At 55.1% G+C, this 25,453-nt stretch carries 22 protein-coding genes; 14 read left to right on the top strand and 8 right to left on the bottom strand.

What is annotated here, in order from left to right; translation table 11 throughout:
* Nucleotides 1–54: 54 nt before the first annotated feature.
* The 5 genes from rnpA to H6F46_RS01645 all read left to right on the top strand — a co-directional run bounded on the left by rnpA (nt 55) and on the right by H6F46_RS01645 (nt 3,676).
* Nucleotides 55–477, top strand: a complete 423-nt coding sequence (gene rnpA / locus H6F46_RS01665; RefSeq protein ID WP_099534333.1) for a ribonuclease P protein component — start codon at nt 55–57, stop codon at nt 475–477.
* A 100-nt stretch (nt 478–577) separates the two neighbouring features.
* Nucleotides 578–964, top strand: a complete 387-nt coding sequence (locus H6F46_RS01660) for a PH domain-containing protein (RefSeq protein ID WP_099534332.1) — start codon at nt 578–580, stop codon at nt 962–964.
* A gap of 355 nt (nt 965–1,319) precedes the next feature.
* Entirely contained in the window at nt 1,320–2,546 is a 1,227-nt protein-coding gene (gene yidC / locus H6F46_RS01655; protein ID WP_099534331.1) for a membrane protein insertase YidC, read from the top strand.
* A complete protein-coding gene (locus H6F46_RS01650; RefSeq protein WP_099534330.1) occupies nt 2,546–3,040 on the top strand; it encodes a R3H domain-containing nucleic acid-binding protein in 495 nt (164 codons plus the stop codon). Before yidC ends, H6F46_RS01650 begins: the two co-directional genes overlap by 1 nt.
* A gap of 129 nt (nt 3,041–3,169) precedes the next feature.
* Nucleotides 3,170–3,676, top strand: a complete 507-nt coding sequence (locus H6F46_RS01645; protein WP_099534329.1) for a DUF177 domain-containing protein — start codon at nt 3,170–3,172, stop codon at nt 3,674–3,676.
* An 81-nt stretch (nt 3,677–3,757) separates the two neighbouring features.
* On the opposite strand, the gene H6F46_RS01640 is transcribed toward H6F46_RS01645, so the two are convergent.
* Both H6F46_RS01640 and H6F46_RS01635 read right to left on the bottom strand, forming a co-directional pair.
* Nucleotides 3,758–4,420 (bottom strand): hypothetical protein, encoded by a 663-nt coding sequence (locus H6F46_RS01640; protein WP_099534328.1) that lies wholly within the window; start codon nt 4,418–4,420, stop codon nt 3,758–3,760.
* Between the two features lie 65 nt (nt 4,421–4,485).
* Nucleotides 4,486–5,046: a response regulator gene (locus H6F46_RS01635; RefSeq protein WP_099534327.1), complete on the bottom strand. Its 561-nt coding sequence runs from the start codon at nt 5,044–5,046 to the stop codon at nt 4,486–4,488.
* A gap of 632 nt (nt 5,047–5,678) precedes the next feature.
* Between H6F46_RS01635 and lipA the strand changes: the two genes are divergently transcribed.
* Nucleotides 5,679–6,599: a lipoyl synthase gene (lipA, locus tag H6F46_RS01630; protein ID WP_347278347.1), complete on the top strand. Its 921-nt coding sequence runs from the start codon at nt 5,679–5,681 to the stop codon at nt 6,597–6,599.
* 84 nt (nt 6,600–6,683) lie between these two features.
* Here lipA and H6F46_RS01625 read toward each other — a convergent pair whose 3' ends face one another.
* Entirely contained in the window at nt 6,684–7,220 is a 537-nt protein-coding gene (locus H6F46_RS01625) for a hypothetical protein (RefSeq protein WP_190355730.1), read from the bottom strand.
* A 458-nt stretch (nt 7,221–7,678) separates the two neighbouring features.
* Here H6F46_RS01625 and H6F46_RS01620 point away from each other — a divergent pair, with 458 nt between their 5' ends.
* The 5 genes from H6F46_RS01620 (at nt 7,679) to H6F46_RS01600 (ending at nt 15,772) form a co-directional block, all read left to right on the top strand.
* Nucleotides 7,679–8,674, top strand: coding sequence for an aspartate carbamoyltransferase catalytic subunit (locus H6F46_RS01620; RefSeq protein WP_099532479.1), 996 nt, complete (start codon nt 7,679–7,681; stop codon nt 8,672–8,674).
* A gap of 58 nt (nt 8,675–8,732) precedes the next feature.
* The gene (gene holA, locus H6F46_RS01615) at nt 8,733–9,716 is read left to right on the top strand and encodes a DNA polymerase III subunit delta (protein WP_190355731.1); all 984 of its coding nucleotides are present in this window, start codon (nt 8,733–8,735) and stop codon (nt 9,714–9,716) included.
* 226 nt (nt 9,717–9,942) lie between these two features.
* On the top strand, nt 9,943–11,016 hold the full coding sequence (cheB, locus tag H6F46_RS01610; RefSeq protein ID WP_190355732.1) for a chemotaxis-specific protein-glutamate methyltransferase CheB: 1,074 nt from the start codon (nt 9,943–9,945) through the stop codon (nt 11,014–11,016).
* An 86-nt stretch (nt 11,017–11,102) separates the two neighbouring features.
* Nucleotides 11,103–14,669 (top strand): DNA polymerase III subunit alpha, encoded by a 3,567-nt coding sequence (locus H6F46_RS01605; RefSeq protein ID WP_190355733.1) that lies wholly within the window; start codon nt 11,103–11,105, stop codon nt 14,667–14,669.
* 20 nt (nt 14,670–14,689) lie between these two features.
* The gene (locus H6F46_RS01600) at nt 14,690–15,772 is read left to right on the top strand and encodes a hypothetical protein (RefSeq protein ID WP_190355734.1); all 1,083 of its coding nucleotides are present in this window, start codon (nt 14,690–14,692) and stop codon (nt 15,770–15,772) included.
* A 53-nt stretch (nt 15,773–15,825) separates the two neighbouring features.
* Here the strand turns inward: H6F46_RS01600 and H6F46_RS01595 are convergent, their stop codons facing one another.
* The 3 genes from H6F46_RS01595 to purM all read right to left on the bottom strand — a co-directional run bounded on the left by H6F46_RS01595 (nt 15,826) and on the right by purM (nt 19,399).
* Nucleotides 15,826–17,190: an esterase-like activity of phytase family protein gene (locus H6F46_RS01595; RefSeq protein ID WP_242027727.1), complete on the bottom strand. Its 1,365-nt coding sequence runs from the start codon at nt 17,188–17,190 to the stop codon at nt 15,826–15,828.
* Between the two features lie 206 nt (nt 17,191–17,396).
* A complete protein-coding gene (lgt, locus tag H6F46_RS01590) occupies nt 17,397–18,233 on the bottom strand; it encodes a prolipoprotein diacylglyceryl transferase (RefSeq protein ID WP_199291343.1) in 837 nt (278 codons plus the stop codon).
* A gap of 137 nt (nt 18,234–18,370) precedes the next feature.
* Nucleotides 18,371–19,399 carry a phosphoribosylformylglycinamidine cyclo-ligase gene (gene purM / locus H6F46_RS01585; RefSeq protein ID WP_190355735.1) on the bottom strand — a complete coding sequence of 343 codons (1,029 nt, stop codon included), beginning with the start codon at nt 19,397–19,399 and terminating at the stop codon, nt 18,371–18,373.
* 365 nt (nt 19,400–19,764) lie between these two features.
* Between purM and H6F46_RS01580 the strand changes: the two genes are divergently transcribed.
* Both H6F46_RS01580 and H6F46_RS19190 read left to right on the top strand, forming a co-directional pair.
* Nucleotides 19,765–20,157 carry a hypothetical protein gene (locus H6F46_RS01580; protein WP_190355736.1) on the top strand — a complete coding sequence of 131 codons (393 nt, stop codon included), beginning with the start codon at nt 19,765–19,767 and terminating at the stop codon, nt 20,155–20,157.
* A gap of 317 nt (nt 20,158–20,474) precedes the next feature.
* Complete coding sequence (locus tag H6F46_RS19190) at nt 20,475–21,530, top strand: septal ring lytic transglycosylase RlpA family protein (protein ID WP_190355738.1); 1,056 nt, start codon at nt 20,475–20,477, stop codon at nt 21,528–21,530.
* Between the two features lie 128 nt (nt 21,531–21,658).
* Here H6F46_RS19190 and nadA read toward each other — a convergent pair whose 3' ends face one another.
* Nucleotides 21,659–22,768, bottom strand: a complete 1,110-nt coding sequence (nadA, locus tag H6F46_RS01570) for a quinolinate synthase NadA (RefSeq protein ID WP_242027726.1) — start codon at nt 22,766–22,768, stop codon at nt 21,659–21,661.
* A gap of 242 nt (nt 22,769–23,010) precedes the next feature.
* On the bottom strand, nt 23,011–24,300 hold the full coding sequence (locus H6F46_RS01565) for a glucose-1-phosphate adenylyltransferase (protein WP_099532439.1): 1,290 nt from the start codon (nt 24,298–24,300) through the stop codon (nt 23,011–23,013).
* 269 nt (nt 24,301–24,569) lie between these two features.
* On the opposite strand from H6F46_RS01565, the gene H6F46_RS01560 reads away from it, so the two are divergent.
* Nucleotides 24,570–25,451 carry a DUF1838 domain-containing protein gene (locus H6F46_RS01560; RefSeq protein WP_099532440.1) on the top strand — a complete coding sequence of 294 codons (882 nt, stop codon included), beginning with the start codon at nt 24,570–24,572 and terminating at the stop codon, nt 25,449–25,451.
* The last annotated feature ends 2 nt before the right edge of the window (nt 25,452–25,453 follow it).

Genomic DNA, 25,453 nt, shown 5'->3' with positions numbered 1-25,453 from the left:
CACCGGCAGTCCGCTCCAGGGTGGTTGAGCGATCGCCCCTACACCCAAACGTGCATGGCCTTACCCCAAGCCTACCGACTTCGACATCGCCATGACTTTGACCGAGTGTATCGGCAAGGCAAACGGTATCGCAGCAAGCACCTAACCCTTTGGGTCTACCGGCCACCGGCAAGCCCCGCGATCGCCCCCAGCGAACCATCGGCGGCCGTTGCCCCCACGCTGCCCACCCTGGCCCCGGCTCCGAAAGTTGGCATCAGCATCAGCCGCAAAGTTGATAAACGCGCCGTTGTGCGCAATCGGCTGCGGCGACAAATTCACGGTATTTTGTGCCAGCACTTGCCGACCATGCCCCTCGGTTGGCTGGCGGTGATTAGTGTGCGTCCAGCCATGCCCCTGTGTCAGTACCCCCAAATTCTGCAAGAATTGGAGCAGTTGCTGACCGCCGCCAAGTTGGATTTGGAGCAAGCCAGCGTTTAGACCGTTGTGTTTGCGCTGTTGATTTTGCGCGATTCATCAGGGGCGGCGATCGCCCAATTCGCCCCATTTGGCCCGCACTGAACCTTACGAGCACTGGACTATGGGTATCAAGGAAGATGTTTACTATGAGGGCGGCCCCCACCGTGGCGATTTGATCGTCAATTTGCTGTTGGGTCTAACTGTGATTTGCCTGCCCTTAACCATCGGCTCGATCGTGCGGGCCTTTTGGTTGCGCTATCGCATCACCAGCCGCCGCATTTCAATCACCAGCGGTTGGCAAGGGCGCGATCGCTCCGATGTGATTTATCCCGAAATTCGTGCCGTTGTGGCCGTGCCCCGGGGTTGGGGTGCTTGGGGCGATATGGTGCTGACCCTCAAGGATGGTAGCCGCCTGGAAATGCGATCGGTTCCCAACTTCCGAGCCGTCGCCGACTACATCAACGAGCGGATCGGCGCAGCGGCCCAAACCGCCACCAGCAACCGCTAAACCGCCCGATCGCCCCCTCGCTGCTCATGTTCAACCCTCCTGCTTGCACGGCCTTGTGGCTTCCGGCGGAGGGTTATGTGTTGATTGGGCTGTGACGAATGGGGCGGCATCGGCGGCCCGCGGCCAGGGCGGTAGTCCCCACTTGATAACCACCCCCCAAGGGCCCCCACTTTGCATAAGCTGAAGTCACATCTTTGGGCTAGGGCAGCTCTGGTTCATGGGGTGAGCGTTCGGCTCGATCGAGTCACCCTTGGCCAGCCGCGCCGTTTTGCCTCCGTTTAACGAATCGTTGACCGCCCGTTGACGGTTTTTTGATAACTTTTAACAACTCGATCGCACAACCGACGCAACGCGCATGGATTTCGGAGTTGGATTTCTCTCAAACAACGTCATGCTGCCGATCCTGGATTTTTTCTATGGAATCGTGCCCAGCTATGGCCTCGCCATCATCGCCCTGACGCTGGTGGTGCGCTTTGCCCTCTATCCGATCAGCGCTGGCTCCATCCGCAGTATGCGGCGGATGAAGATCACCCAGCCGATCATGCAGAAAAAGATCAAGGACATTCAAGAGCGCTACAAAAGCGACCCCGCAAAACAGCAGGAAGAACTCAGCGCCGTTTACAAGGAATTTGGGAACCCCCTGGCCGGCTGTTTCCCGATTCTGGTGCAAATGCCCGTGCTGATTGCCCTGTTCACCACTCTGCGTGGCTCACCGTTTGCGGATGTGCCCTACTCCGTGAATCTGCAAATTTTGCCCCAGGAGCAAATTGAGCGGGTGCAGCCGGAAGCGTTTGCCACCCCGCCCAAGAACATCTACATTTCCGACAGCACCCACTATCCCGTGGTTGGGTTGCTGCCCGGTGGCACGCGCCTGGCCGTGGGTGACACCACCAAGCTGGAGTTCCAAACGCCCGAAGGCAAAACCCTGAACACCCTGGCCACAGAAGCCGGTGGGGACATTGATCTCTCGCCCAAGTGGCAAGTGATGAAGGGAGCCGAGCGGGTGCAGTTGGGCCCCAACGGTGAAATCACGGCGCTGCAACCGGGGGATGTGACCCTGCAAGGGACGATTCCCGGCCTGGCGGCGAGCAAGGGCTTCCTGTTCATCAGTGCGCTGGGCCATGTGGGCGCAGTGGACGATGAGGGGATCCACTGGGATATTGTGGCGATGGTGCTGCTGTTTGGTTTGAGCCTTTATGTCAGCCAATCGATTTCCAGCCAAGGGGCAACGGATAACCCGCAACAGGCGGCGGCCAATAAGCTAACGCCGATTATCTTTTCGGGGATGTTTCTGTTTTTCCCCCTGCCCGCTGGGGTGCTGATGTACATGGTGGTGGCGAACCTGTTCCAAACGGCCCAAGCGTTCATTTTGTCTCGGGAACCGCTGCCGGAGAATATCCAAAAGATGGCGGAAGCTCAGGGCATTGTGGATGTGAAGGCGGTGGCGGTGGATGGCGCGACGGGCCGGCTGCCGTTTGAACCCAAGGGCACGAAGGCCAGCAGCCCGGCGAAGAATCAGCCGAGCAAAGGCCCAGGCAACAAACCCAGCACGAACAACAACAAGCAAAAGGGCAAGTCGTGATGAGTGATCCGGGCGATCGGGGACGAATTTGGCTGGAGGGGCTGCTGGCGCGCTTGGGTTTGCCGACCCAGGTGCAAGCCCAGCACGACCCGATCGATAATGCGCTGAACTATTGGCTCACGATCGATGGTTCGCCCTGGTCTCCGGAGCAAATCACCAGCGTGGTGGGTGAAGCGGGGGTGACCCTGGATGCGATGCAGTATTTGGCGAATATGCTGCTGAATGTGGGGGTCGATCGGGATGACCATTGCGGTTACACGATCGAACTCAACGGCTACCGGGCCCAGCAACGGGCCGAGCTGGAGTCAGTGGCGGCCAATGCGGTGTCGCAGGTTCGTGAAACGGGGGAGTCGGTGGCGATCGACTCACTCTCCTCATCCCAACGCAAACAGCTCCACGCCATGCTCGCGGCCTACAGCGACATCGCCACCCACAGCGAAGGCCAAGAACCCCACCGCCGGTTGGTGGTGGCCCTGAAGTCAACCGAAGCCTAGCTTGACCCGCGCCGCTGGGCCTTGGGGGTTCGGCGGTTTGGGTTGGGCTGGCCATTCGGGAATGGCCCTCGGTCTGCTGCCATTCCCGATCGCACCCATCTTTACCCTCCCCGCTGCGGGGTTCCTACCGTGGATTCGGTCTATATTCCCCATATCCTGAAGGCCACCAATCGGACGATCGGTTGGGAATTCAAGGATTTTCTGCCAGGCTTGGAAACCCTCACCCCCGTGCGCGGCAAGTTGCGCGTGGTTCACCGGGGCAATTTCCTGGAGGTGTCGGCCCAGGCGGAAGGAATTGTGACTCTCACTTGCGATCGCTGCCTTTGTCAATACAATCAGCGGCTGGTGGTCGATACCCAAGAGCCGATTTGGTTGGATGAGGCGGCGGAGTCTAAAGATTTACCCCTAGAACGAGAGATCAGCGCTGAGGATTTACAAGAATCCTTGTCGCCAACGGGTTATTTTTATCCCGAAGATTGGCTCTATCAGCAATTTTGTCTTGAACTGCCAGCCCAGCAGCTTTGTAGCGAAGACTGCCAAGGAATTTTGGAGCCGGAAGACGCTGCGGAAACGCAACCGGCGATCGATGCCCGTTGGTCGGCCCTGGCTTCCCTGAAGAACCAGCTCGATCGCTAAGGTGCAATCTTGTGACGGGTTTGGGCCCTGGCTGGCCTTGTGGCGAGTAATCTTGTGGCGAGTAATCTTGTGGCTAAGGGCCTAGCGGGCTTGGCAACGGGGCGGCATTTCCATCAACGTCAAGGGTTCCAGCGGCGGATTGCCCACCCATTGGCGCTGAATCTCGCAATGACTCACCTGAAGGGCTGGGTTTGATCGCCCCTGAGCATTGACCTTGAGCTGAATTTGATAATCCGAGGGCAAATTGCGGGCAAAGGGTTTATTCACCAGCACCTGTGTCCAGCGTAGCGGCGTTAGCTCCGGGGGCGATCGATGCTCACCCATCACCCAAGCGGTGTCCGCATTGCCGCTGGTGTAGATGCGGTACTGCTGATTGAGCTTGGGCGACACTAGCGCACCCACCCGGGCTTGTAGTTCTGCGCCGTCGCGGGCAAACCGCCCATACTCCTGATAAAACATCTGCTGGGCCCGCACCACCGATCCCACCGTGGGCTGTAAGGGAGAACCACAGGCACAGGCCGGCGGCGAGGCCACCCAAACCAGACCACCCGCCAGCACCGTGCTCACCACCAGAGCGCTGGTCAGCCAAGGAGAAACCCGCCAAGCGAAGAATGGGTGCTGCTGGCTGGGTGTTATGGGGCGATCGGGCGTTGGTTGTCCGTCGTTGGGTTGGTCGCCACGGTTTGCACCAAAATCCGTCTCAAAATCAGAACTTTGAAGATCAGAACTTTGATGCTGTTTCATACCGGTGCTTTTGAAGTGGGCTAAGGCGGCGGCGGGGTCATGCCAGCGGGCCGGCGGCGCATGAACTAGCGCAACTTTTGCTTAATGAATGTCACGAGCTGGGTTAACTGCTTCTTCAGTTGATCCACTTCCGCTTGCAAGGTCGCCACTTTTTGCTCCAGGGCCTGGATTTCAGCGGCGGAAGCACCCGGCGCAGCCACGGGCGCGGCGGCCGGTGCAGCCACGGGCGGCGGGGCCACGGCTGGAATCCGCGAAGCAATCCGCATTGCTTCTTTGATGGATTCGATTAGCTCTTTCTTTTCAAAGGGCTTTTCGATGAAGGCAAATCGCTCGAAGGGTTCCGAAATTTTTTCGGTCACTTCTTCTTTGCGCCCCGACATCACCAGCAGCGGAATCGCTTGCAGGTGGGGTTGGGTTTGAATTTCTTGATAGACTTCCCAGCCGCTCTTTTTGGGCAACAGGAAATCCAACATGATCAGGTTGGGATGTTCTTGCTGAATGAGCTGTAGCCCTTCGAGTCCGTCTTTGGCTTCGAGAACCTCAAAGTTTCCGGCTGGCAACATTTCTTTGACGCGCTGCCGAATCACTTTGCTGTCATCGATGACGAGGATTTTGTGTGTTGCCACGACTTTCTCCTTAGGCTTGCGTGCAGACGATTCGGGAGTGATAGGGGCGATCGCCCTTCAAGGGGGCGGCGCGCTGCATGAAAAGTTAGGAAGCGATCACTCAAGACCGCATTCAGCCACCATCGGGGCCGAAAACAGGCTGGCAATGGATACCCCTGCTTAAGATACGAGCGATCGGGACTCTCCGGTAGTCTCCAGGGGAAATATCTGGAAAAATCTTTCCGAAAACTCCCGAAGACCGTTGCAAATCCTGGGGTTGAGTCCGCCAGGGATGTTCAGCGATGTTTCCAGGTCACTGGATCGACAGCCAAGGCCCTTGGGCATCTGCGATTCCAGTATATGGCGATCGTCCCGAGGTTTGAAAAGCCCCGCCGCTGGTGCGATCAGTTTCCCGATCGCGAGTGCTGCTTTTCCCAAGCTTGCCCCCATGCGCGATCGCCCGGCACGGCTCCCAAAAACCAGCCAACCATCGCCCCCAAACTGCGCCTTGCAATTTTCCCCCAAGTGCCCCCAATCGCCCCCAATCGCCCCCAATTTCTTCTCAAAATTTCCCCAAACAGCGGTCAAACAATCGCCCCGCAATTCTTACGCCACAATAGGGGAAATTCATTTGCAAAATCCATTTGCCGCCTGTGTCGCCGTCCTCTTCTTCCAGTGCCGCTAGTGCCCCCAGTTCCGTTGTACCCGAAGGGTTGCCTACCTGGCTGAAACCACGCTTGGGTCGGGCCAGTGAGTTAGCCGAAGTTCAGCGCATCATCAAGCAGCGGCAAATTCACACCATTTGCGAGGAGGGCCGTTGCCCCAATCGCGGCGAGTGCTATGCCAATCGAACCGCCACATTTTTGTTGATGGGGCCCGTTTGTACCCGATCGTGCGGCTTTTGCCAGGTGGACAAGGGCCATGCGCCAATGCCGATCGACCCGGAAGAACCCCGCAAGGTGGCGGAATCGGTGGCGCTGTTGGGGTTGCGCTATGTGGTGCTGACTTCGGTGGCGCGGGATGATTTGCCCGATGGGGGGGTGAATGTGTTTGCACAGACAATCGCCGCCATTCGATCGCAATCCCCTGGCACGGAAATTGAAGTGTTGACCCCGGATTTTTGGGGCGGCCAGCCCGACCCCCAGGCCAAGCAGCGATCGCGGGTGGAAGCGGTGGCGGCCCTGCGGCCCGCTTGCTATAACCACAACCTGGAAACGGTGGAGCGGCTGCAAGGGCCCGTGCGGCGCGGCGCTAAATATCACCGATCGCTGGATGTGTTGCGCTGGGTGAAAGAACTGGATCCCACCATTCCCACCAAGTCCGGGCTGATGTTGGGCCATGGGGAAACGGAAGCGGAAATTTTTCAAGCCCTGCAAGATTTGCGATCGGTGAATTGCGATCGGCTGACCTTGGGCCAATACCTACGCCCGTCCCTAGACCATTTACCCGTCCAGAGATATTGGACACCGGCAGAGTTTGACCGCCTGGGAGCGCTGGCCCGCGAGCTGGGATTTACCCAGGTGCGATCGGGGCCCTTGGTACGCAGTTCCTACCATGCGGGGGAGGCGGATTGAGCTGAATGGTTGCCCGTAATTGCTGATGATTGCCCATCGTTGCCCCAATCATTGCCCATGGGTCGATCTCGCCTGGTCACTGCCTTATAGGCTCAAGGGGCGATCGCCGTCGGTGAAATAGACCCGATCGACCGGCCAAAGTCGATTGCGTGTGAGGGTCGCTTGCAAACTGCCAAACAGAGTTAACTGTTCGCAACTGGACAGGGATTGGAACTTGCGGCGGCCATCGGGATTCAAGCGCAGGTCAATGGTGACGGCTCGCTTGGCCGTGTCCAAGCTGATGCGATAGTGGCGGAGGTCAAAGGCCGGATCGGGTTTGTCGCCGGTTGCTTCAATCAACAGCCGCCCCACGGCCGCTTCCAAGGGCCGATCGCGCGGGACTTTCACCGACTGGGCCACCAAGCCTTTGCAAGCACCGTCCGGCTTATACAGATCCACCGAAACCGTGTCGGGCAGCGGATCCGAATCAATTGCCGCTGCCTGGGCGGAAGGGTCGCCGGTCAAATTACAGCCCGCCAACCCCGGAACCATGGCCAGGGCCAGCAGCGCCAAGGCCAAAGGAGCGTGGCGAGGGGTTGCGGGTCGCGAAGCCTGAGAAAACTTGGGGCGATCGAGCATCATGGCGAAAATTCCAACGAGGGGTAGTGCTGAAGGGGGGGGCTGAAAAGAAGGTGACTCAATCTTGCCGGTTGGGGTCAGCCAGCGTCTCCGAACTGGAAAGCTTTCTGAATTGGGTCTGAATGGAGTCTGAATGGGGGCCAGATCCCTGATTGGTCGGTGGCGGGGTGGCGCTGGGTCGGGGGCTGAATGGGGTGTTTAAAATCTAGTGCTGATTGGGTGTTGATTGGGTGCTTGGTCGTTGATTGACCGGTGCTTGATCGGTTCTTCAAAGGCGCGATCGCCCAATCCGTATAAACCACCGCGCAAATAAACCACCGTACAAACCGCCGCGCCAGTTCCCGTGTGAACGATCAATCGGCCCCTGATTCGATCGCCCAGTCAAATCCCCTCCGTCAGCGCACCCGTTTGCGCTGCATTTGCGCTTCAATGGATTGCTGGCCCGCATTTCCCCTCGCCCCATGACCACTGCAAGCTGGACGCACCGCCACGTCTTATCGTTGGCGGAGTTCTCGCGCGAAGACTACGACACCGTGTTGACCACCGCCGCTAGTTTTCGCGAGGTGTTGTCCCGTCGCACCAAAAAAGTGCCCACCCTTCAGGGGCAAGTGGTCACCAACCTGTTTTTTGAACCCTCGACCCGCACCCGCAGCAGTTTTGAGCTGGCGGCCAAGCGCCTGTCAGCGGATATTCTCAACTTTGCGCCGGGATCCTCTTCGCTCACCAAGGGAGAAACGATCCTAGACACGGCCAAAACCTATTTGGCCATGGGGACAGACATTATGGTAATCCGGCACAAGCAGGCCGGCGTGCCCCAGTCGATCGCGGCGGAGATGGATCGGCTGCAATCCGGGGTGAGTGTGCTGAATGCGGGGGATGGTCAACACGAACACCCTTCCCAGGGATTGTTGGATCTGTTCTCCATCTGCCAGGTGTTGAATCCCCAAAAACCGTCGATCGGGGACTTGCGGGGCAAAAAGGTGGCGATCGTGGGCGATATTTTGCACTCACGGGTGGCTCGATCGAATCTGTGGAGCCTGACGGCCGCCGGGGCAGCCGTGCATTTGGCCGGGCCGCCAACCCTGCTACCTCGGGAATTTGCCCAATTTTTGCCGCCAACGGCCGATCGATCGCCCCTCCAAATCCATTGGCAACTGGAGCCGGCCTTGGCCGATGCGGACTTTGTGATGACTTTGCGGTTGCAACAGGAACGGATGAGCCAACACCTGCTGCCCAGCTTGCGGGAATATCACCAACGCTATGGCATTACGCGCGATCGACTGCGGCTCTGTCAGCCCCAAGTGCGGGTGTTGCACCCGGGCCCCACGAATCGCGGCGTGGAGTTGGCTTCCGATGTGATGGATGACCCGGCCCTGAGCTTGGTTCCGGATCAGGTGACCAGCGGCATTGCGGTGCGCATGGCGTTGCTTTACCTGATCGGGGGCGGCAAAGGCTAACCCATTAGCCCATTCTCCAGTCAAGCATCCGGGGGCGAGTGCGCCACCGTTTAACAAAATGCCGGTTTATTGGTTTTGGGGTGAGGATGATTTTGCGATACAGCGGGCGATCGACCCGTTGCGATCGCGTGTGGATGCGGCTTGGGAAAGCTTTAATTTTGAAAAAATCCCGCCCGATCGCGAGGATGGCCTGCTGGCGGCCCTGGCCCAGGCGGTGACTCCTCCCTTTGGTGCGGGCGATCGGCTGGTGTGGCTGGCGGAAACGGCCTTGGCCCAGCGCTGTCCCGACGATTGGTTGCGAGAGCTGGAACGCACCCTGCCCCAAATTCCCGACAATGCCATTTTGCTGCTCACCTCCCGCCAAAAGCCCGATGGCCGCCTCAAGTCCACTAAATTGCTCCAGAAGGCCAAAAACACCGAAATTCAGGAATTTTCCCCGATTCCTCCCTGGAAAACGGAGGAGCTGTTGCAACAGGTGAAACGGGCCGCCCAAGCGATGAAAGTGAAAATTAAACCTGAAGCGGCGGAACTGTTGGTGAATGCGGTGGGCAACAACACGCGCCAACTCTACAGCGAGCTGGAAAAGCTGCAATTATTTGTGGGTGATCGCCCGATCGCCAAGGAAGATATTCACCACCTCGTTTCCGTTTCCACCCAAAGCAGTTTGGAGCTGGCGAAGGCCATTTCCCTGGGGCAAATTTCCCAAGCTTTGAAGCTGATTGCGGATTTGATCGCGCGAAATGAAAATCCTTTGCGAATTCATGCTTCTCTGGTCACCCAGTTTCGGCTGTGGCTGTGGGTGAAGCTGATGCTCGATCGGGGCGAGCGGGATGATTTGGTGATTGCCAAGGCGGCAGATTTGGGCAACCCCAAGCGACTTTTTTTCATTAAGAAAGAAGTGCAACCTATGGGGCTCAAAGCACTTCAAAAAAGCCTCCAGCTTCTCTTGGAGCAGGAAACCCTCCTGAAGCGGGGCAGCGACCCGATCGAAACGCTGCAATCTAAGGCGATTGAACTCTGTTTGCTGTTCCAAAAAAACTAAGCAGCAGAGTCATTTTCTTCAAAAAAAGCAATGGCTCGAACAGGATCAGAATCTCAAAAAGATAATCAGCAAATAATCGGCTAATGGATCGGCTAATTGATTAAATCCTTGCTGATTTTAGCTTCAAACCCCCAGAAATTTGCGACAATAGGCATAGGACAAAAAATCAGACAAAAATTAATTGCCTCCCGATTTGCAGCACCAAAATTTCAGGCAGGGAATACCAGTGGCTCCACCCCCCATCCGAGTGCTGTTGGTTGAAGATTCCGAAATTGCCATCCGGCTCCTGCGGCGGGCGATCGAGAGTACCGGTGCGCTGCAAGTGGTGGGCACGGCCCGCACGGGGCTGGAGGGGTTGGAACTGCTGGAAACGACCTATCCCGACGTGATTTGCACGGATTTGCACATGCCGCGCATGAATGGGCTGGAATTGACCCGCGAGGTGATGGGGCGATCGCCCCGGCCCATTTTGGTAATCAGCAACTCCGTTCGCGAAGATGATCGGCGCACGGTGTTTGAGTTGCTGGAGGCGGGTGCGGTGGATGTGTTCCCCAAACCGGTGATGAGTTCGCCGGAACAATATGCTCAAGTGGCGGCCCAGTTAGTTGCCAAGATTCGGGTGCTGGCGGGGGTGAAGGTTTTCAAGCTGCGGCGATCGCTATCCCCCTCACCGTCACCCACGATCGCGCTGCCGTCGGCGCTGGTGCAAGGGCCGGCGATCGAACGGGCGATCGGGGCGATCGGCGCTTCCACGGGCGGCCCCCAGGCCCTGCGGGAGATTTTGAGCCAATTACCATCGCGTTTTCCCCTGCCGCTGGTTTGCGTGCAACATATCAGCACGGGCTTCTTGCGGGGATTGCTGGATTGGCTCAGCCTCAATTGCGCGCTGTCGATTCAAATTGCCCAAGCGGGCCAAACCCCGCAGCCGGGCGTGATTTACTTTCCGCCGGAAGGTCACCAATTGGAGTTTGATCTGCAAGGGCGGTTCGTCACCTTTCGCACGGAGCCGGTGGATGGCCATTGCCCTTCGGTGACGGCCACCTTTCGCGCCATGGCTCGGGTCTTTGGCAAACGGGCGATCGGGATTTTACTGACGGGCATGGGCAACGACGGCGCAAGGGGCCTGTTGGAACTGTCCCAAGCGGGCGGCTGGACGATCGCCCAAGATGAGGCCAGTTCCGTGGTGTTTGGCATGCCCCGAGCGGCGATCGAGCTGGGCGCGGCCAAACAGGTGCTTCCCCTCAGCTCGATCGCCCTGCATTTAGTGGAACGCAGCGGCAGCCTGGCTCGTTCCGGCTGATTACTTTTGGAGGCACTCGCGCCCGGGAACCCGATACGCCACAATGGAGAGCGCATCATCCATCGGTTCGATCGGGTTCTCCTGCCATGTCTTTTGTTGGTCTCCACATCCACAGCGATTACAGCCTGCTCGATGGGGCGAGTCAACTGCCCGCCTTGATCGATCGGGCCATGGAATTGGGAATGCCCGCGATCGCCCTGACGGATCACGGAGTCATGTATGGGGCGATCGAACTGCTGAAAGTTTGTCGCGGCAAACCCATTCGCCCGATCATTGGCAACGAAATGTATGTCATCAATGGCAGCCTTGATGACAAACGAAAATTACCGAAATATCACCAAGTTGTCCTGGCGAAAAATAAACAGGGCTATAAAAATCTCGTTAAATTAACCACCGTTTCCAACCTGCAAGGGGTGCGCGGAAAAGGCATTTTTGCCCGTCCTTGTATTAATAAAGAACTACTAGAAACCCATCGCGAAGGCCTAATCGTCACCAGTGCTTGCTTAGGGGGCGAAATTCCCCAAGCCATCTTGGCCGGGCGTTTTGATGTGGCGGAACGGGTTGCCCAATGGTACAAAGAAATTTTTGCCGATGATTTTTATTTAGAACTGCAAGATCACGGATCCCAGGAAGATCGGGTGGTAAATGTGGCCTTGGTTCGGCTAGCCCGCCAATTCGATATTCAACTGATTGCCACCAACGACTCCCACTTCATTTCCTGTTTTGATGTGGAAGCCCACGACGCATTGCTTTGCATCCAAACCGGCAAACTAATTACAGAAGATAAACGACTGCGCTACAGCGGTACGGAATATCTGAAATCGGCCGAAGAAATGGCCCAACTCTTCCGCGATCACCTCACCGATGACGTGATTCAAGAGGCCATTAACAACACCCTTAAGGTGTCTGCAAAAATTGAAGATTACAACATCTTGGGTCAACCCCGGATTCCTGACTTTCCGGTTCCTCCCGGTCACACCGCTGACACCTACGTGGAAGAAGTGGCTTGGCAGGGCCTTTGTCAACGCTTGGGTTTGGCCTCGCGGCAGGAATTGATCGATCGACACCCTGAATATGTGGAACGCCAAACCTACGAACTGGAAATGTTGCAACGCATGGGCTTTTCGGCCTATTTCCTCGTAGTTTGGGACTACATCAAATTTGCTCGCGATCACAATATTCCCGTGGGTCCCGGTCGGGGCAGCGCTGCCGGTTCCCTAGTTGCCTATAGCCTCGGCATTACCAACATTGACCCAGTACACCATGGCTTGCTGTTTGAGCGATTCTTGAACCCAGAACGGAAATCCATGCCCGATGTGGATACAGATTTCTGCATTGAAAAGCGGGATCAAGTAATTGATTACGTCACCCAAAAATATGGAACCGATCGGGTGGCGCAAATTATTACCTTCAACCGGATGACCTCCAAAGCCGTGTTGAAGGATGTGGCGCGGGTGTTGGATATTCCCTACGGGGAAGCCGATCGAATGGCGAAAATGATTCCCGTTTCGCGGGGCAAGCCGGCCAAGTTGAAAGTGATGGTTTCCAATGAAACACCTGCCCCCGAATTTAAGGAAAAATATGACAAAGATGAGCAGGTTCCCGGTGCGCTACCGGGGGTGACCTATCGCCGCTGGCTAGATATGGCGATGCGGATTGAAGGCACGAACAAAACCTTTGGGGTTCATGCGGCCGGCGTGGTCATTTCCGCAGATCCCCTGGATGAAATCGTGCCGCTGCAACGCAACAATGATGGCTCAGTGATCACTCAATATTACATGGAAGATATTGAGGCCGTTGGATTGCTGAAGATGGACTTTTTGGGTCTGAAAAACCTAACGATGATCCAAAAAACCATTGACCTCATTGAGCGTACCAGTGGCAAAACTATTGATATTGACAGTGTGCCGGAAGATGATCCCAATGCTTACAAACTGCTGGCAAGTGGTGATTTGGAAGGGATCTTTCAGTTGGAATCTTCCGGAATGCGCCAGGTGGTGCGAGATTTGAAACCGTCCAATTTGGCTGATATTTCTTCAATTTTGGCCCTCTATCGGCCAGGCCCCCTTGATGCTGGTCTGATTCCACAGTTTATTAACCGGAAACACGGTCGAGAGGCGATCGCCTATGACCACGAAATGTTGGAACCCATTTTGAACGAGACCTATGGGGTTTTGGTGTTCCAAGAACAGATCATGAAGGTGGCCCAAGAGTTGGGGGGCTATACCTTGGGTGAAGCGGATCTGCTGCGACGGGCCATGGGGAAAAAGAAAAAGGAGGAAATGGAAAAACACCAAAGCATTTTTGTCGATGGGGCCGCACGCAATGGCATCAAGAGCAAAATTGCCGAAAGTTTGTTTGACCAGATGGTGAAGTTTGCGGAATATTGCTTTAACAAATCCCACTCGGCAGCCTATGGCTATGTGACCTACCAAACGGCTTATTTGAAAGCCAATTATCCCGTTGAATATATGGCGGCGTTGCTGACTTCCAACAGCGACGATCGGGATAAGGTGCAAATGTATATTGCCAGTTGTTTGCGCCTAGGAATTGATGTGGAGCCACCGGATATTAATCGATCGGATGTGGACTTCACACCGCTCAAGGATGCGTCAGGAAAACGGGGCAAAATTCTGTTTGGCTTAGGCGCAGTTCGGAACTTGGGATTGGGGGCGATCGAGTGTTTATTGCAGGCGCGATCGGAAGGTGGTTCCTTTAAATCTTTGGCTGATTTGTGCGATCGAATTGACTTGCGATCGGTCAACCGGCGGGCCTTGGAAGCATTGGTGCAGTGCGGTGCATTGGACTGCTTGCAGGCTAATCGCCGTCAATCAATGGCTGATTTGGAGTTAATTATCGACTGGGCCCATAGCCGGGCCAAGGATCGAGCCAGCGGCCAGGGCAATCTGTTTGATTTGTCCATGGGACTGGAATCCGCAAGCCATGCCAAAACGCCAGACAATGTGTTGGATTTGGCTCCCAAAGCGCAACCGATGGAAGATTATCCCAAACAGGAACGGTTGAATTTGGAGAAGGAATTACTCGGATTTTATATTTCCGATCATCCCTTGAAGGATATTCAAAAACCCTCTCGATTGTTGGCTCCCATGAACCTGTCAGAACTGGGCGAGCGACCCGATGACAAGGCAACGGTCAGCGCGATTGTGATGTTGAATTCCGTGAAGCCGGTGGTGACCAAAAAGGGCGATCGAATGGCCATCGTGCAAATTGAAGATCTGACGGCTCAGGCGGAGGCGATTGTGTTTCCCCGGGCCTATGAGCGAATTCACCCACTGATTCAGCCCGATCGACAGTTGATGATTTGGGGCAAGGTCGATCGCCGTGATGATCAACCCCAATTCATCATTGAAGATGCGGAACCTATTGATCAAATTCAACTGTTAACGATCGAGATTTCTGCCGATTTGGCCGGCAACATTGAACAACAACACCAGTTACGAACCTTGCTGCTGAATTGGGCGGGGGATGATGCCAAAACACCCGTGATTGCCATTGTGCGCGGCGAGGATGGCCGCCGTGAATTAGTGCGGTTTGGCCCCCAATTCCGGGTGCGCGATCCGGGAGCCGTCACCCACGCGCTTTCCAACGCGGGATTCGCTGCCCGATCGATGGCCTTGGTCAGTGCGTCCTAGGGTTGAGAGGGTTTTATAAAATGCGAATTTTGGTGGCGATTCCGCACTTTTTTCGTCCTGACGCTGATGGGAAATATGGTTCCGCCAGGCGCGATCCCCGGCCGCGAATTGCTGCCCTCAGCCAGGGAATTCAGGCACTGCATAGCCTTTTCAATGCTCGCCAAATTGCCTTCCAAGATCAGCCCCAACAGGGACTACAAATTCAACAGGTGAACCAATGGACAAGTTGTGAACTAAATATTCTGCTTTGCACAACAGGCGATCGCCATTTGTTGTCACAATTGCCCGTCAGTCGCCATCTTTTTCAGCATATTGCCCTGGATTGTCCCGATCGGGAGTTGGGGTTTTATTGCCAGCGAGTTTTGGGCGATCGGCTCTCGGAAAATTATGACTATTATTGTTATTTGGAAGATGATTTGACCATTCGTGATCCCCTATTTTTTCTGAAACAACAATGGTTTCAGTCACTCCTAGGCGAAACCGCCATCTTGCAGCCCCATCGTTTTGAATGGTCAAATCCGTGGCTCAATAACTCTTTAGCAACCAATTCTTTGGCAACCGGTGAAGTCGGTGAATGCTCTGACTCATCTACCTCGCATTTAGTCAGCTCAACCCATCCTGACGTACTAGGCAGCAATCATCCAGACAGCCATCATTCAGCGAACTATCACGCGAACTATCACAAGGTCTATATTGATCCAGACTTTGAAAGCAAAACTGGCCAAAATCCGGGATTTGCCCACCATTTCACTGAGCGGCGCGTTTTGGTTGGCCAGTTTCTCGGTCAACCGATTCAATTCCAACGAGCGGGAAATCCCCATGCGGGTTGCTTTTTTCTGACCCGATCGCAAATGGCCCTTTGGGCTTCGACAGTGGACTTTGGGCAACCCAGCAATCAGTTTATTGGCCCCTTGGAAAGTGCTGCTTCGCTCCACCTCATGCGCTATTTTCGGGTCTATAAACCGGCGCTATCATGGGCCAACTTTCTGGAAATTGAGCATTGGGGACAGTACAATAGCCAAGACTTGCTGAATAACCTGCACTTAGTGCAATTTCAGCCCAAAGTGGTTTCCTATGCAGCCAACAATTTTCCTAATGGATGATTTGATGGCTTGCTCCACGAATTCAGTACTCAGCTAACTGCTTACTGAGCCTTTTACTGAGCCTTAAACCCATCCAGTGCCAATAAGATAAACTGGGTCACTTGGGCTTCTCGAAAGTTATTGTCACTCACCAAAATGATGCTTTGGCGACCGTCTGGTAACTGGGGGCCAAGGGCCAATCCTTCCAAGTTATCGATCGGGATGCCCAGGGTTTTAAAGTCCAGCAGTAATTTTTTATAAGCGGGTTTCACATCGGGTAAAGCCCCCCGCAAATTGGCATAGCTGGAGGTGTCTGTGGCGGTTCCTAATTCCACCTGAAAGAGTTTGGCTCCAAAGCCTTCTAGGGGGTCAAAGGTGCGCTCCAAACTGAGGAAATGTCCGCCTTGATCGAGGGGCATCAAATCCACCAAACCGTTACTAATGGCGGTGCTGCTGGCCGGATCCATTTCGTACAAATGCTCAGAAATGGGAAATGGGGGCCCATCGCCCAAACTGAAATGTAAAATGCGCGATCGGGGCGGAATCGTGGGGCGATCGCCCTCGGCTTTCTCGGGTTTCGGCTCCAAATCTTGGGCCAGGTTTTCTTCGGTGGCTGTGAACGCCCGAAACGGCTCCACAGGGGAGGGATTCGCTCCCACGGGCACAATGCCCAGCGCCTCAAAACCCAAATTATCGCGAATTCCTTGGGGCGAACCGTCCGCCGCGTTGCCGGGTAGATAGCGACTGGGCAAGGGCAGGGGCGATCGCGTGGCCATGCCCGTTTTGCGATCGAACTCGCGAATCATGGGCGGAATGCCCTGTTTTACATCGCCTTCGCTGGAAATTAAAACCGTATTTCGTGGGGTAATTGCTAACCCTTCAGGATCAATTTCTCCTGCTGCAAAAGGCTCACCCGATTCATCTCGTAAAATGGTGACATTTTCAACCGTCACGCGATCGATCGTCTGCCCTGCTTTGACCGATGAAGGTACTGAATTTTGATTAGAAACAGAGGACTTAGAAGGATTAGGATTGTCGGTCGATCGCCAGGAAATTTTGAGCGTATAAAACCTTGCGGGAGCCAAGTTAGAGCGATCGTCAGAAAGGGCCAGAAATTGATCGGTTTGGCGATCGTATGCCAAAGCCGAAAGCCCTCCCACGGGCGTGTCCATGATCTGTTGAGCGGGCAACAAATAGGCCCCCAAAAAATCAACGGACAATGGCAATAGCAACCGAGACTCTGCACTAACTTGGGGCAATCCACAACCGCCCACCATCAATCCAAAACAAATGAGCCAGGCCAGACTGCGATGGGCCAAGCGTCCCTTGCCGATCGCTTGTGCTCCAGAATGCCAACCGAAGCCATCGAGCCTGGTTATTTTGGATAGGGATCGGAACCAAGGTTCCAAGAAGTTGCGATCGGGTGGGCTGCTGTGCATGGCGATCTCCAACGATCAAGGAAACGGGTTTACTTGGCTGGTAATTCTGTATCTTTGTTAGTTTGGTTTTGAGTTAGCTTGGTTTTGATTTTTTGGCCGTTGAAAATCTCTATTTTGGGGTCTTAACTGGGGAGCTTTGTTGCCCTAATTTTTCAGCCTAATTCCTGGGCTGCTGGGTTACCTCTGATGATTATTGAAATGGAGCCTTAACCATTGGAAGCTTCGTGACCCACGTTCACCACATCAGGCAGCGATCGACGAAGTTTATAGAGCCAAAACAAACCCAAACCGCCCAAAATCACCCCGGTCAAACTCACCATCTGAGCCATGCGCAGGGGGCCAAACATTAGACTATCGGTGCGTAAACCTTCAATCCAAACTCGACCTAAACTATAGGTCACGGCATAAACACAACCGATCGTCCCGGGTCGCAAATTAGGCAATCGCAAAAAGAGGGTCATTAATAACCCAAAAACTCCCAAATTCCAGAGCGATTCGTAAAGAAATGTGGGATGAAAATACTCAAATCCTTCATAGCCCAAGGGACGACGATCGGGCGGAATATAAAGCTTCCAAGGTAAATCCGTTGGCCGCCCAAAAGCTTCGGAGTTAAAGAAATTGCCCCACCGCCCGATCGCCTGGCCCAAAATCAACGAAGGCGTAATGACATCCACCAACTGCCAAAAGGGAATTTTGTTGAGGCGAGAAAACAGCAACAATGCTGCCAAGCCACCCAAAATAGCGCCATGAATTGCAATGCCGCCTTCCCAAATGGCGATGATCCGCTCTGGATGGGCTGCATAGGCTGACCAATTAAACAGCACGTAATAGATCCGAGCGGCCGGCAAGGCAGCTAACACCAACCAAATGGAGGCATCGGCAACCAAATCCCGATCAATTCGACGCTTAGTTGCTAGCCATTGAGATAGGCTCACGCCCGTCATCAGGGCGATCGCAATTAAGAGTCCATACCAGCGAATGATGAGGGGGCCAAATTTCAGAAAAACGGGCCCTGGCGAAGTGAATTGCAAGGCAAGTGGCAGCACAGCAGCTCTCTCAAACGCAACAGCAATGACAGGATCAAAACTTCTTCCAAACCGCCTTCCAGCCGCTTCCAATCAGAAGGAAGAATGCGAAAAGATCGGCAAAAATAGCCAAAAAGCTAATGAACCAGCCCTGATTACAACAGCCCTAGAATTTCGCCCTGACCTGCCACCACTTCGCCTAATTGCCAAGCAGCAATTCCCAATTGATTGAACTGCGTCAAGGCAGCCGCAGCTTCAGCAGCAGGCACCAAAACCACGAAGCCCACGCCCATATTAAAGGTATCGAACATGGCCGCGGTTGGCACATCGCCCGTTTGGGCCAACCACTGGAACAGGGGGGGAATTTGCCAACTGTTGCGATCGACCGCTACGGCTTGGTTCGGCCCCAGGGTGCGCGGCAAGTTCTCCGGCAGCCCGCCACCGGTAATGTGCGCCATGCCATGGATCGACAGGTCAGACTTCAGCAAGTTCAAAATGGGCTGAACATAGATTTGGGTGGGCGTGAGTACCAGCTCACCTAAGGTGCGATCGCCCGTCAGCCCTTCTACTCGATCGCCCCAAGTCAGGCCCGCCTGTTCAACTACCTTGCGCACCAGGCTAAACCCATTGCTGTGCAGTCCTGAGCTGGGCAGGGCGATCGCCACATCACCCACCTGCACCTGAGCACCGGTCAGGAGGCGGCTGCGCTCGGCAATGCCCACGCAAAAGCCCGCCAAATCATATTTTCCTTCGCTATAAAATCCCGGCATTTCGGCCGTTTCGCCGCCCAGCAGAGCACAACCCGCCTGCTCACAGCCGATCGCAATGCCTTCCACTACATCGGCCATAGCCTCCGGGCGCAGTTTGCCCGTAGCGATGTAGTCCAAGAAAAAGAGGGGTTCGGCTCCAGAGGTCAGCACATCGTTGACGCACATGGCCACCAAATCAATGCCCACGGTGTTGTGTTGACCGGTTTTTTGGGCAATTTCCAGCTTTGTACCCACGCCATCGGTTCCGGAAACCAATACCGGCTCCTGATAGCCCGTGGGCAGCGCAAAACAACCGCCAAAGCCGCCCAGTCCCCCAAGCACCTCAGGACGGAAGGTGCGTTGCACGCGATCGCGAATGCGATCCACAAAGGCGCGACCCGCTTCAATATCGACTCCTGCTTCCCGATAGTCCACGGTTGCTGTTCCTCTCGAAGTCGCCCGCCGCTCCTGAGGGAGACTTTCCTTGAGAAATAATCCCTTGAGAAGTAATCCCTTAAGAAATAGTCCCTTGAGAAATAACCCTTGAGAAATAAATCGTTGGGGGCGGGGCGCTGAACGGCATGGATTTTAGCATTCAGGTTGCCGCAAGCACTATGAACCTTCAGCCTTCCAAGCGTTTAGCCCAGCCTTCAGCCAGTTGCGATTCTGTCCTGTGGGCGCTCCCAAAGGAACTAATTTGGGGTCGGGAAATCTTAAATTTTTATTAAAACGACGATCGAGCCTAAGGGGCTGAAATCCTTTGTTTTCCATGGCGATCGAGCAGGGAGCGATCCCCACCGATGCCAGACCCAGAGCGCCGCCACTGGGGATCAGGCGGTCTGCTGCGGTTGACTGTGGTAACCTACGTCAATCTTGCAGTCAAAACTTTGCGGTTCTTAACAAAACCCTTGGTGGCAACTGCCGGAGAGTGCGAAGCGGTTGGAACTCTTGCCGATTCAGCTATCCACCCATTGATTGCGATCGCCACGGCCAATCGCTTTCTGTCCACTGTGTTGTTGCCCTGTGCAGCGTTGGTTCCCAGCTTTGGTTCCTTGAAACTATTGCTAACTGGGTTCCGGCATTGGCCAGCCTCCGAGTTCACCAAAGCCGCCGTCTCCACTGTGCTGAATGTTGCACTGGAGTTTAGACGGACGCTTGGTCACTTCGGAACCGCTGTGTTGATGCTCTGCTAGGGTGCATGACCAACCGACAGACCTCCTAGGTTCCCGGTTTTGCAATATCGAGTTCGATCGCCACTGACTAACCTCCATGAACTCCCCCTGAGTTCCCCGGCGATTAACTGATACTCCAAAACCTGTTGATGCTCCGGTGCATTTTGCGCCAACGTCTTTAACTTTCCCGATCGCCCCTTGGTGGTCTTTTGTCAGTTAACTCCAACTAGCTCCCACTTCGTTTCCCTTCGACCATTGCATGTTCGTGAGCATCGGACGGCCAGAGCCTGATCACTGAACCTAGTTTGAGGCGCGCGTGACGTTTACCCCACCACGCCATGAATTATTCCATTCAAAAATTGACGTTGTTGGCTGCCTCGGTGGCCGCCGTCGCCTTCGGTGCTGAAGCTCCCGCCCTTGGGGAAGAAATTCAACCCATTCCGGCCCAAGCTCAGTCCACCCCCCCAGTCATCTTGGCAGCGGAGTTAACCGCTCCCACCCTGGCCCTCCAGCCAGCCGCTGAAATGACTGGTGCGCGCATCAGTGCTGCTGCTGCGATTCCACAGCCCACCGCGATCGGGTCGCAACTGTACGGAATCACCAAGGTTCATGCCCACCAACTGGGCAACCGGACAGCAGTGACGCTCTATGTTCGCAACATTCCCGTGGTGACTTTCCTGGCCAACGACGAAGCCAGCACCACCAACGCCCTGGAACGGGCCACCGCCACCGCTCGCGAAATTGACCAACGCCACGCCAACGGTGTGGATGCCCAGGCCATTCGTTACGAGTGGAGCAACCGCGAAAATCGCTATTGGGTGACGATGGGCGGCCAGCCGCTGGTTGCGATCGACCAAACCACCCTTGCCCCCCAACCCACTGCCAGCTACTCAGCCGATGCAGTGCAGGTCACCAACCGCCTGCGCCGTCAGTTGGGAAATGCTCAACCCTTGGCTTACAACGGCCAGTTGCGGATGCGGGCTGCCTCGAACCAGTCGGGCGATGATGCTTTGGGCAATCCCAACGCTAATGGCCTGCGACATAACGGGGTGCTCTACGCGGTGCGATCGAGCCAAACGGGACAGGCTTCCTGGTATGGGCCCGGTTTCCACGGCAACCGCACGGCTAACGGCGAGCGTTTTAACCAGAACGCCCTCACCGCTGCTCACCGAACCCTGCCTTTTGGCACGTTGGTGCGGGTCACGAACCTGCGCAACGGTCGATCGGTGATTGTGCGGATTAACGATCGCGGGCCTTTCACCCGTGGCCGCATTGTTGATCTGTCGGTGGCTGCTGCTCGCGAAATCGACATGTACAGCTCCGGGGTGGCTTCCGTTCGGTTGGAAGTCCTGCAAGCTCTCCCGGGTGATGTGGCATCGGTTCCTAACCCGTAGAATTTTCCCGTAAAGCTTTCCCGCAAAGCTTGCTCGTAAAACCTTAATCTTCGGTTTTCCGAAACAGGGGGGCTAGTTCTTTAAGAATTAGCCCCTTTTTGCATGACTGGTTTAGAAATCAACCGCTACTAACTCATCGCCAGCATTCGTTGAATGGGCTGGAGAGCGGCTGATCGCACGGACTCATCCATCGTGATTTCAGGCGATCGCGTCTTCATGCAGAAGTAGAGCTTTTCTAAAGTATTCAGCCGCATATGTGGGCATTCATTACAAGCACAATTGCCCTCGGGTGGCGCGGGGATGAATTGCTTTTGGGGTTCTGCCTTTTGCATTTGGTGCAAAATTCCAGGTTCCGTGGCCACAATAAACGCCGCCCGATCGCTCCGCTGCACATGGTTGAGCAAAGCCGTGGTGGAACCAATGAAACTGGCATGGCGCAGCAGGGGCGGTTCACATTCAGGATGGGCAATCACTTCCGCCTCAGGATATTGAACCTGAAGTTGCACCAATTTTTGTTCCGAAAAGGTTTCATGGACAATGCAACTACCATCCCAAAGCACCATCTCGCGACCCGTTTGTTGCATCACGTAGCGGCCTAAGTTGCGATCGGGCGCAAAGATAATGGGTTGTTCTGGGGGAATTTGTTGCACAATTTTGACCGCATTGGAACTGGTGCAAATAATGTCACTCAGGGCCTTAATTTCAGCGGTGCAATTGATGTAACTAATCACCAAATGATCGGGATAGCGAGCCTTGAAAGCGGCAAATTCACTCGCCGGGCAACTGTCCGCCAAAGAACAGCCCGCTTCTAAATCCGGTAACAACACCTGCTTGTGGGGGTTCAGAATTTTGGCTGTTTCTGCCATGAAATGAACTCCCGCAAACACGATCACATCCGCATCGGTTTGGGCTGCCTGCTGGGAGAGACCCAACGAATCGCCAATATAGTCGGCAATATCTTGAATTTCCGATTCTTGGTAATAGTGGGCCAAAATGACGGCGTTGAGTTCGCGCTTGAGGTCGCGAATGGCAGCAAAAAGATCGTGAGGAACGGCGGTGGGGCGATCGAGCGCGGCTGCAAACACGGCAGTATGAAGATAGGCGGGTGAAGTATGGCAATTATAGTACTTTTCACCAAAATATACACCCAGCCCCGTTGCCGGGCGATCGCGATCGAATGGCACTCGGGACTTGATCCGCTGTTGGCCCAATCGCTCCACAATCAAGCAGGCAACCATCCCACCGCCAGCAAAACAAAATCGAGAGCCAGCGAATGCCCACTCCCGATCGAATAGATCCGATAGATTCGGTCAATTCAGTTGATTGGATTGATCGATTGAATCGAGCACTGCCCGATCGACCAATACTTGATCGACCAATACTCGATCGAGCACTGCCCGATCGACCTGAGCACTTCAATTCAGCCGTTTTAATAACCCGGTTTCCGGTCAACCGGATTGCCGGGTCAAATACTCATGGCTTAAATGACCATACCGTCGGGAATGGTGGCGTTCTTGAGAACCACCACGATGCCGCTGCGAATGACAAAGCCCAACTCCTCGCGGTTGGCCTCTTGCACATTGTCCTTGTTGACGATCGCCACCTTTTGGCCAATGCGGGCGTTCTTGTCAATAATGGCGCGGCGAATTGTGGAATCTGGCCCAATCCCGATCGGCACGTAGCCCCGCTCAAGGCAGTCCATCCGCTCGGGGAAGGGTTGATAGTAATCCGCTCCCATCAACAGGGCGTTGTCAATCACAGAGCCAGATTCAACCCGAGAGCGCACCCCCAACACGGAATGCTCGATCGTGCAGTTTTTGAGGATGCAACCCTCACTCACGATCGAATCGGTAACCTGGGCGTTCAAAATTTTCGTGGGGGGCAAATGGCGCGATCGGGTATAGATCGGCGCATGTTCATCGTAAAAACTAAAGGGTGGCTGCGGTTGCTTGGTCAGCGCTAAATTTGCATCAAAGAAGGCTTCGATCGTTCCAATATCTTCCCAATAACCGTCAAATAAATAGGCTTGAACGTTGTAATTGGGAGCCGCCTGCGGAATGATTTCTTTCCCAAAATCCGTGCGATCTACGGACTCATTCAACAGGTCAATCAAAACTTCTTTTTTAAAGACGTAAATGCCCATGGAGGCGATATAAGGCATCTCCTGGGCCCGGTCAGCCGGCAAACCCAAAACGGTGGTGTCCACCGCCATGGTCTTGAGGGCATCCCCCTTCGGTTTTTCGCTAAAGCTTGTTACCCGGCCGTTGCCGTCAATTTTCATCAGGCCAAAATCCGAGGCCCGCTTCTCATCAATGGGGATCACCGATAACGTGATGTCGGCATTGGTGGCGCGGTGATGCTCCACAAATTTTCGATAGTCCATCCGATAGAGATGATCGCCGGACAAGATGACGTATTCATCCACGTCCCAGTCGGCAAAAATCCACAGATATTTCCGCACCGCATCGGCAGTGCCTTGGAACCAATTGGGACTATCGGGGGTTTGTTGGGCCGCCAAAACCTCCACGAAACCATCGGTGAACCCGGACATGGCATAGGCCCGGGACAAGTGACGGTTCAACGAGGCAGAGTTGAACTGGGTGAGGACGTAGATTTTAAGAATTTCGGAATTGATGCAGTTACTAACCGGAATATCGATCAACCGATATTTGCCCGCCAGGGGGACTGCCGGTTTTGCCCGTAATTTGGTCAGCGGATACAGGCGGGTTCCTGCTCCGCCGCCTAGGATGATGCCTAAAACTCTTTTCACAAGACGACCTCTAGCGCTGCCAATCCACTTCCACGTCCAGTGTCCGTTGCTCGGTGGCAATTGACAAGGGGTTGACAGTAAAGCCATTTCAGCCCGATCGCTCCCGGGCCGATCGAATGGGAATTCGCGATCCCAAGCAGATTCTGAAGTCCAGAAAAACCGTAGCGAGGGTTACTGTTAAAATTTGTTGCGATATATTGAAATTGTGACAAGCGTGTCAACCACGCCACAGTTCTCTTGGGCCAATCCCCCGAGGTGGAGGCTGAACCATGAGTATCCAGACCGGCAACCCTAGTTCCTTGCGCAGTTCCCCAGCACCGGCCCGCCCTCACCCGATCGCGCCTGGCTCCGGGCGATCGGAATTTGATGCGGCCACTTTCCTCAAGGCCCGAGCCGCCACGGACGATCGGGACGTGTATGTGGAATGGACTGGCTCCATCTACGCCATGCTGCCCGACCAAACCCAATGCCACCTGTTTGACATCGTGGGCATGAACGTGGCCCGGGGTGTGAACAACGGAGATGGCAGTTGGAGCTTGGTGTCCCGGGAACTGACCTACTATTTGGATCCCGATACGGGGGCCGTGCTCCACAGTTGGGATAATCCCTGGACGGGGGAAACCGTGCCGGTGGTGCATGTGGCCAATGACCCGGTGCAAAGTCGCCTCACGGGCACGTTCGGAGCGACCCTGGCGGGCGATGCGGTGATTTTTACCTGTGATGTGTTTCCGGCCTATCCCAACCCCTTGGGCAATGACCCGCGCTTCCAGGACTACAGCCCCAGCCCCCACTACAGCGCCGCTGAGTTTTTCAAGCTGACCGTTCCGCTTTCGGAGCTAACCAATCCGGAGTTGGCCGCCGTTGAAACCATGACCGTTGCTTGGCATCGGATTGGCCCTTGGTTGCCTTGGATGAAAATGGGCGATCGCTCCGGGCAGTTGGTCTACAGCGCCTGTGGTCAGCGGGTGGCGGGCTTCGAGGCCTTGCCGCCCCTGCTGCAAACGGAAATCCGCGATCGCCTCCCGAAATATCGCCACGCGCCTGATCACCACAGCACCCAAAAAAACATGACCTCTTGGCGCTACTTCAAAGAGCACTTTGAGGCTTATCTGCGGGGTGAAATGTTCCCGCTACCAGAACTAGCGGTTTAGCC

This window comes from Limnothrix sp. FACHB-1083, from assembly GCF_014696485.1.
In the GTDB taxonomy this organism is placed as follows: domain Bacteria; phylum Cyanobacteriota; class Cyanobacteriia; order CACIAM-69d; family CACIAM-69d; genus CACIAM-69d.
The sequence above is the reverse complement of the archived record's forward strand: the minus strand, read 5'-3'. Positions and strand labels throughout refer to the sequence as shown.

Bases quoted from the DNA above. Each gene is read 5' to 3' on its own strand.
- H6F46_RS19190 (WP_190355738.1), top strand. From the start codon at position 20,475: ATGAATTATTCCATTCAAAAATTGACGTTGTTGGCTGCCTCGGTGGCC.
- H6F46_RS01640 (WP_099534328.1), bottom strand. From the start codon at position 4,420: ATGAAACAGCATCAAAGTTCTGATCTTCAAAGTTCTGATTTTGAGACG.
- H6F46_RS01595 (WP_242027727.1), bottom strand. From the start codon at position 17,190: ATGCACAGCAGCCCACCCGATCGCAACTTCTTGGAACCTTGGTTCCGA.
- H6F46_RS01600 (WP_190355734.1), top strand. From the start codon at position 14,690: ATGCGAATTTTGGTGGCGATTCCGCACTTTTTTCGTCCTGACGCTGAT.
- H6F46_RS01660 (WP_099534332.1), top strand. From the start codon at position 578: ATGGGTATCAAGGAAGATGTTTACTATGAGGGCGGCCCCCACCGTGGC.
- holA (WP_190355731.1), top strand. From the start codon at position 8,733: ATGCCGGTTTATTGGTTTTGGGGTGAGGATGATTTTGCGATACAGCGG.
- nadA (WP_242027726.1), bottom strand. From the start codon at position 22,768: ATGGTTGCCTGCTTGATTGTGGAGCGATTGGGCCAACAGCGGATCAAG.
- H6F46_RS01620 (WP_099532479.1), top strand. From the start codon at position 7,679: ATGACCACTGCAAGCTGGACGCACCGCCACGTCTTATCGTTGGCGGAG.
- H6F46_RS01560 (WP_099532440.1), top strand. From the start codon at position 24,570: ATGAGTATCCAGACCGGCAACCCTAGTTCCTTGCGCAGTTCCCCAGCA.
- H6F46_RS01650 (WP_099534330.1), top strand. From the start codon at position 2,546: ATGAGTGATCCGGGCGATCGGGGACGAATTTGGCTGGAGGGGCTGCTG.
- yidC (WP_099534331.1), top strand. From the start codon at position 1,320: ATGGATTTCGGAGTTGGATTTCTCTCAAACAACGTCATGCTGCCGATC.
- H6F46_RS01580 (WP_190355736.1), top strand. From the start codon at position 19,765: ATGCCAGACCCAGAGCGCCGCCACTGGGGATCAGGCGGTCTGCTGCGG.
- rnpA (WP_099534333.1), top strand. From the start codon at position 55: ATGGCCTTACCCCAAGCCTACCGACTTCGACATCGCCATGACTTTGAC.
- H6F46_RS01605 (WP_190355733.1), top strand. From the start codon at position 11,103: ATGTCTTTTGTTGGTCTCCACATCCACAGCGATTACAGCCTGCTCGAT.
- H6F46_RS01625 (WP_190355730.1), bottom strand. From the start codon at position 7,220: ATGATGCTCGATCGCCCCAAGTTTTCTCAGGCTTCGCGACCCGCAACC.